5 protein-coding genes are annotated in these 6,663 nt (G+C 57.4%); 2 read left to right on the top strand and 3 right to left on the bottom strand.

All coding sequences use genetic code 11. The features are described 5' to 3' along the window. Both AC5LBQ_RS09110 and AC5LBQ_RS09105 read left to right on the top strand, forming a co-directional pair. Window positions 1-1,754 (top strand): topoisomerase C-terminal repeat-containing protein (locus AC5LBQ_RS09110; RefSeq protein ID WP_493265288.1); only part of this gene is annotated, 1,754 nt, incomplete at its 5' end. Between the two features lie 79 nt (window positions 1,755-1,833). Further along, the gene (locus tag AC5LBQ_RS09105; RefSeq protein WP_493265287.1) at window positions 1,834-3,318 is read left to right on the top strand and encodes an MFS transporter; all 1,485 of its coding nucleotides are present in this window, start codon (window positions 1,834-1,836) and stop codon (window positions 3,316-3,318) included. 1 nt (window position 3,319) lies between these two features. On the opposite strand, the gene AC5LBQ_RS09100 is transcribed toward AC5LBQ_RS09105, so the two are convergent. The 3 genes from AC5LBQ_RS09100 to AC5LBQ_RS09090 all read right to left on the bottom strand — a co-directional run. Beyond that, entirely contained in the window at window positions 3,320-3,790 is a 471-nt protein-coding gene (locus AC5LBQ_RS09100) for a peroxiredoxin (RefSeq protein WP_493265286.1), read from the bottom strand. A gap of 109 nt (window positions 3,791-3,899) precedes the next feature. Continuing rightward, on the bottom strand, window positions 3,900-6,029 hold the full coding sequence (locus tag AC5LBQ_RS09095) for a potassium channel family protein (RefSeq protein ID WP_493265285.1): 2,130 nt from the start codon (window positions 6,027-6,029) through the stop codon (window positions 3,900-3,902). A 96-nt stretch (window positions 6,030-6,125) separates the two neighbouring features. After that, window positions 6,126-6,663, bottom strand: a 538-nt coding sequence (locus AC5LBQ_RS09090) for an MFS transporter (protein WP_493265284.1), incomplete at its 5' end; no start/stop codon positions are given.

Genomic DNA, 6,663 nt, shown 5'->3' with positions numbered 1-6,663 from the left:
TCACCTATATGCGTACCGACTCGGTCAACCTGTCTGAACAGGCTATTTCCGCGGCTCGGTCCCTGGCGGTGAGCCGCTTCGGCAAGGATGCAGTACCCGCCAAACCCCGAATTTACGAAACAAAGACGAAAGGGGCTCAGGAGGCTCACGAAGCTATCCGCCCCGCGGGGGAGCAGTTCCAACTGCCCTCGAGTCTGGAAGGCAAACTCAATGCGCGCGAATGGAAGCTATACAACCTCATCTTCCGGCGCACCCTGGCTTGCCAAATGAACGATGCCACCGGCACCACCGTGTCGGTGAAGATTGCGGCTGTTCCTGCTGATGGCTCGGTTCACGCCGAGTTCGGGGCATCCGGAACAGTGATTGAAAATCCCGGTTTCCTCGCCGCTTACGAGGAAGGCCGTGATGAGGGCGATGAGCCCGCGGTGACTTCCGGTGAGGGCAAGACTGGCGAGGCGAGGCTGCCGCGGATGCAGGCCGCGGATCGGCTGCGACTCGACCACTTGGACTCCGGGCAGGAGCGGCAGCACTTCACGACCCCGCCCGCCCGCTATACGGACGCGTCGCTGGTCAAAGCGATGGAAGAACGCGAGATAGGGCGACCCTCCACCTACGCTTCGACCATTTCCACCATTGTTGATCGGCAGTATGTGTATCGCCGCGGGCAGGCCCTGGTGCCGTCATGGCTGGCGTTTTCTGTGGTGAAACTGCTGGAAGAAAACCTGCCCGGGCTCATTGATTACGACTTCACGGCTGATATGGAAGCCGATTTGGATAAAATCGCGGCCGGGCAAGCCGACCGGACTCAATGGTTAAAGGACTTTTGGTACGGTCACGGTAAAGGCTCTGACCTGCAAGGATTAGGGCTACAGCGCGCGGTGGCGGAGCTGGGAGATATAGATGCTGCCGCCCTGAACACAGTGGAGCTGGGTGAAGGAATCGCCCTGCGCGTGGGACGTTACGGACCTTACCTGCAGCGCGGCGAGGAACGCGCTTCGGTTCCAGATACAGTGGCTCCCGATGAGCTGACTCTGGAGATGGCCCGGGAACTGTTGGAAAAAGGTGCCCAAGGCGACCGGGTGGTGGGTGTACACCCCGAAACCGGACTTCAGATTGTCGCCAAGAACGGCAGGTTTGGTCCTTACGTGGAGGAACTGGCCCCGGAACCGAAAGCCGAGACGGACAGCGACACCAAAGCAAAGAAGACCGCGAAAAAGAAACCCAAGAATCGGACGGCCTCCCTGCTGAAAACTCAGTCCCCGGACACGATTACCCTGGAGGAAGCCCTGCAGCTGTTAAGCCTGCCGCGCACGGTCGGTCAGGACAGTGAAAGCGTGGACATTGTGGCGTCTAACGGGCGGTACGGGCCGTACATCAAGCGCGGTACTGACACGCGTTCACTGGAAAGCGAGGAACAGCTGTTCACGTTGACGACCGAAGAGGCATTGGCGTTGCTGGCGGCTCCGAAAACTCGCGGGCGGGCGGCGACGTCGCAAACGGTGATGATGGAGTTCGGCGAGGATCCCGAAACGGGCCAGAAAGTCACCCTTAAGAACGGCCGCTATGGACCTTATGTGACGGACGGAACCACGAACGCGACCGTGCCTCGCGGCACCGACCCCGCTACGCTGACCGAAAGCTCCGCGTTTGAACTCTTGGCCATAAAACGCGCCAAAGGGCCAACTAAGAAACGCAAAGCGCCGGCACGCAAAACTACGGCGAAGAAAACTACTGCAAAGACCAAGAAAAAGTAAGCGAAAACCTGCTGGTCTCGACCCCCAACAGCGAGACCACGCCTAGGGGAACCTGTGGAATAGAAAGAAGATGAGCCGCTTGGCCAGTAAAACCTTCTATTCACTGCGGTTCGCGAATTTTCGGCTGTGGTTTGTCTCGAATCTGTTTGCGGCTACCGCGATGTGGATGCAGCGTGTCGCCCAGATTTGGGTGGTCCTGGTCGTTTTGACCGACAACGATGCGTTCGCGGTCGGGATGACCACCGCCCTGCAGTTCCTGCCCCAGCTGATTTTCGGTTTCTTTGGCGGGGCGTTGGCAGATTGGATGGATCGGCGCCGGATGCTGCAGATTACCCAATCCGGGGTGGCCCTGCTGGGGTTGATTCTGGGGATGTTGCTGCTGACCGGCTCGGCTCAGCTGTTTGAAATCTACCTCATCGCGTTCGTGACCGGCATTTTCGATGCCCTGGCGATTGCGCAGCGCCAAACTTTCATCGCGGAACTGGTGCCGGCGGACTGCCTGCCTAACGCGGTGGGGCTGAACTCGATGGCTTTCAACATCGCCCGCCTGATTGGTCCTGCCCTGGCGGGGGTGCTGATCGCGGTGCTGGGTCCGGGCTGGGTGTTCGTCATCAACACGGTCATTTTCGTGATTCCGGTAGTGACTCTGGCGCTGATGCGAAGGGATTATTTCTTTGCGGTCAAGCGCGGGGTGCGCCGCCGCGGCATGATTCGGGAGGGTTTCGCCTACGTGCAATCTCGCTCCGACCTGAAAGCCATCATCTTCCTCATTACCTTGACCGGCGCTTTCGGATTCAACCTGCAGATGACCCAGGCTTTCATGGCCACCGATGTGTATGCCAAAGGGCCGGGCGAGTACGGTTTGCTGGGGACGATGCTGGCGGTCGGTTCTCTCTCGGGCGCGCTGCTGGCGGCGCGGCGCACTCACCCGCGTTTCGCGATGGTCATTTCCGGGGTTTTCTTTTTTGGATTGGCCGAGGCGCTTTTGGCGCTGTGCCCGACCTATTGGGCTTTTGCGGTCATGTCCATACCCGCCGGGTTCTTCATGATTACCCTGTTGACCGCGGCAAACGCCCTGATTCAAACGTCTACGCCTGAGAGCTTACGAGGGCGGGTTCTCTCGATTTACTTCGTGTTCAACTTGGGTGCCACGCCCATCGGGTCCCCGCTGGTGGGCTGGGTTGGAAAGACTCTCGGAGCCCGTTGGAGCATCGGTTTGGGGGCGCTGGCCTGTATGGGTGCGGCGATAGCGGTGTTTATCTGGGCGCTGTTTGCTTGGCAGCTGCGGTTTTCCTGGCAACGCCGGTGGCCGTTCCTGCTGATGGAAGGCCCGCGGGAACGCCACTACGACTGCGGGCCGAGCCCGCTGCAGACCGTCTATCCCGTAGACCCCGGCTATTACGGTCCCGAATCGGAGCCGACCGAGGACGCTAGCGAGGCCCCTCGGGAAAACCCGGCCGAGGTGCCTTGTGAAAACCCAACCGAGAACGCTTCGGAAAATCCCAGCGGCGACCCTTCTGACGAAACCGGCGAGAACCCTGATAGCGGCCTCGACGAACAGTGATTTAATCCAGTCCGAGTTCTTTGCGCAGGCGGGCGACATGCCCGGTCGCCCGCACGTTGTATTTCGCGGAAATCAGCGTGCCGTCCGGGCTGACCACGAACGTGGAGCGCACCACCCCGAGCTTTTTCGTCAGGGGTTTCACCTGCCACACGCCGTAGTCCGACAGGACTGTATGCTCCGGGTCGGAGCCCAAGGCAAAGTTCAAGGTCTGTTTGTCGCGGAATTTTTCCAGGGCGGGCATTTGGTCCGGGCTAATCCCGATGACCGTGTATCCCGCGGATTTCAGGGAGTTTAGGGAATCGCGGAAGTCACAAGCCTCCGTGGTACAGCCCGGCGTCATCGCGCGGGGGTAAAAGTACACGACCACCCCGGCTTTTGCGTCCTTGAGAGCCTCGGCCAGGTGGAAGGTTCCTGCGGTGGTTTCGATCGTAAAGTCCGGGGCCGCATCGCCCACGTTGAGTTTCTGTTCCATGTTTCTATCCTACGACCCGCCCGGCATTTCGCCCTGCACGGCGACCCCGCAGCGCCCCGTAACGGAACCGGAAACCGGAGCCAACCCCTTGTGAAGCAAGCGAGTGCGACTACTGTTCAGCGATGGTGACCAACAAATCGTCAGGATGGACGGTGTAGCGAATCAGCGCGCCGCTGGCATCGTAGCGTGGCGGAAGGACGGCGGGCGTTTCGTACTGGCCATCAGCGCCACGGCGGCGAAAACCGATCAGAACTTCGTTCTTTTGGGCCGTGAGGGCCAGCATTTCAAAAAAGTTGAAGGCTTTGGGGGAATCGGAAAATCCCAGGTAGGAGCCAGCTTTGCGCATATAGAGTTCGGAACCGTTGGGGCTGAGCAACTCCCGGAAAACTAGGTACAAATCGCGGCTCTCTGAGATTTGCGCAATAATCATGGCGGTAACGCTGGTGCCCACCACATAATCCTCGTTGCCGGTGTATTCGGCGAGTCTCCGATTTTGCTCAAGGTTCATTTCACAGGTGATGGAGTAAGGCTCGGACGCCAGGGTACAGAGTTGACGGACATAAAGGAGGCGCGAAAGCGTTTTTTCATCCGCCAGACTCATCCGGTTGTACAAGTCATCCGGGTCGGGGTGTGCATCGTCGGCTGGTTCCCACTGGAAGTCGGACAGCAGCAAAATGCTGCGAGTGCAGTCCCAGCTGGGGCCGCAGCCCGCGGACGCGGGTTCAGGAGTGGGCAGCCACTTCGCCAGTTCCTCATAGGAATCGATATTGCAAGCCGCGTAGCGAACATCGAGACCTTCGGGACAAAAGTTGTTCGCTTGGGCAATCTTAGAGGCATTGTCCAACACCAGAATTGAAGCATTGTCGCTGAGGAATCCGCTAAATCCTTCCAGCACGGAGGGGAGCAGGTCGTTAGCCCCGATAATGACGATGTTGCCCCGTGGTTTATCCGGAACCGTCCAGGGCTTCGGGTCATTTGACCAATCGCAGACTTTCTCGGTCAGTTCCTCGACCCCGTTGTCCTCCTCAACCAGATAGAGTTTCTCAAAACCGCGCAGTGTTCCCGGATTTGTTTCGTTGACTATGGAGGGAAACAGCAGACTGTGAGGAATTTGCCGGCGATTGAGTTTGTCGTCCACGCTCAGCCGCGGCGCGCCTTGACTCGTATAACCGCCGATAGCCACCGCATTCTTAAGGTATTGATTGATTTCATAAATCGGGATGTTCTCAAGAGGTAGGGGGGTGCCGTTAAGCCGCAGGTTTGCGGTATCGGCGGAGTAAATTTCGCTATCTTGGTAGTTGAACAGCATGTTAAATACTTGGGATAGCCCCGGCTGGCGAGCGGAATTCGCCATGATTCTGGACATAAATTCTTCGTAGCAAATGACTTCGAGAAACTCTCCGCCGGCGATATAAGCGGCATTAATGTTCTTTTTCTGGTGAATAACCGCTGTGATATGAGGCCCGGGGCGCCGCGGTTGGTTTTGTTCCGACCCGGCCGCCACGTTTTCCAGATACTTCCGGCAAGCCATAATGGCTTTGATGGTGTAAAAGTCACTGTTGGCGTTGATGATGACGGAATGGCAGTGTTCCAGGGAGCACATCGCCAAATCGTTTTCGGCGTAAATTTCGCCTTTGCGGCAAATGACCCGAGTGTGTTTTTGGTACTTACGCTGCGGGGTTCCGTCTTGCAGACCCAAGCGGAATCGGTTGTGGATAGTGTCTTCCAGCTCTTGCGGGTCATGGTCCGAGGAAAGAATCACCACAGTTTTCTTGGGTTCACTGAGGTTGGCCAGAAAAAGCTGTTCCAAAATATTGAACGCGATTTCGTTGAAGCCCAAGAGGACGGTGTGGTTACGTTCCAGGACATGAGATTTACCCTGATTGAGCGCATCCATGTAGTTTTCCAGGCCGTTATTGATAATCCCAATAAACGTGGCCAAGAAAAAAATGCCGTACAGAGTGGCTAACAACATGAAAAACACGAAAACTTTTGAATAGACTTCTTCGTCCCCGTTGAGGTTGCCGGGGTCAAAAGTCCGCATCAGCGTCACCCACAGCTGTTTGCCCGGATCCATCGGCGTGCGCTCAAAGATACGGGTCAACACAAAAATTATGAAAATAAACACGATGCTGAGCAGACCCAGCAGGAAAATTTTCCCCAACATGCCTTTGGACATGAGGTTGTCGAAACGGTATTTAAACCGCTCACCCAGCCCCGGTTTTTCATGTTCTGCCATTTGATTGTTCCTCACTAGGGATACGTGTCGCGAGCATCGCTCGCACCGTTACAGTTTAGGTCCGGGGTGGGTACGGTTAACTGGTTTTCGCGAAGTTTAGTACCCGGAGGCAGACAGAGGTTTGATGTGGCGCAAAATCAACGCCAGGATGATGACCACAACTGCCAGGGAGCCAGAAATCGCCACTACGCCCGGCCAGCCCAGGGCGGTCCAACCAAAACCAGCTAGGGTGCCGAAAATCGAGCCGCCGGCATAGTAAACAATCGAGTAGGCTGACGAAGCCTGGCCGGTGGCGCCCACGCCGGACACCGCTCGGGCCGTAACCCAGCCGGTCGCGACGGAATGAACCGCAAAAAACCCGATAGTAAACACCACCAGACCAGCGAAAATCGCCCACAACGGCTTGGCCAACATCATCAAAATCCCCACCAGATAGATGATGCCGGCGACCGGGACGACAGCGCGCCTGCCAAAACGTGAAGCCAGGCTGCCCGCTGTGGAAGCCGCAAACGAGCCGAACAGGTTGACCAGGAAAATCAGGGAAACAATCCAGGTCGCCATAAAGTAGGGCGCGCCGGTCAAACGGTAGGGCATCATGTTGAGGATACTTTGATAAGCGCCCAGAGCGGTGCCG

The sequence above is a fragment of the Mobiluncus sp. genome, from assembly GCF_985070215.1.
Note: the sequence above shows the minus strand (reverse complement) of the source record. Positions and strands in the feature narration are given on the sequence as shown.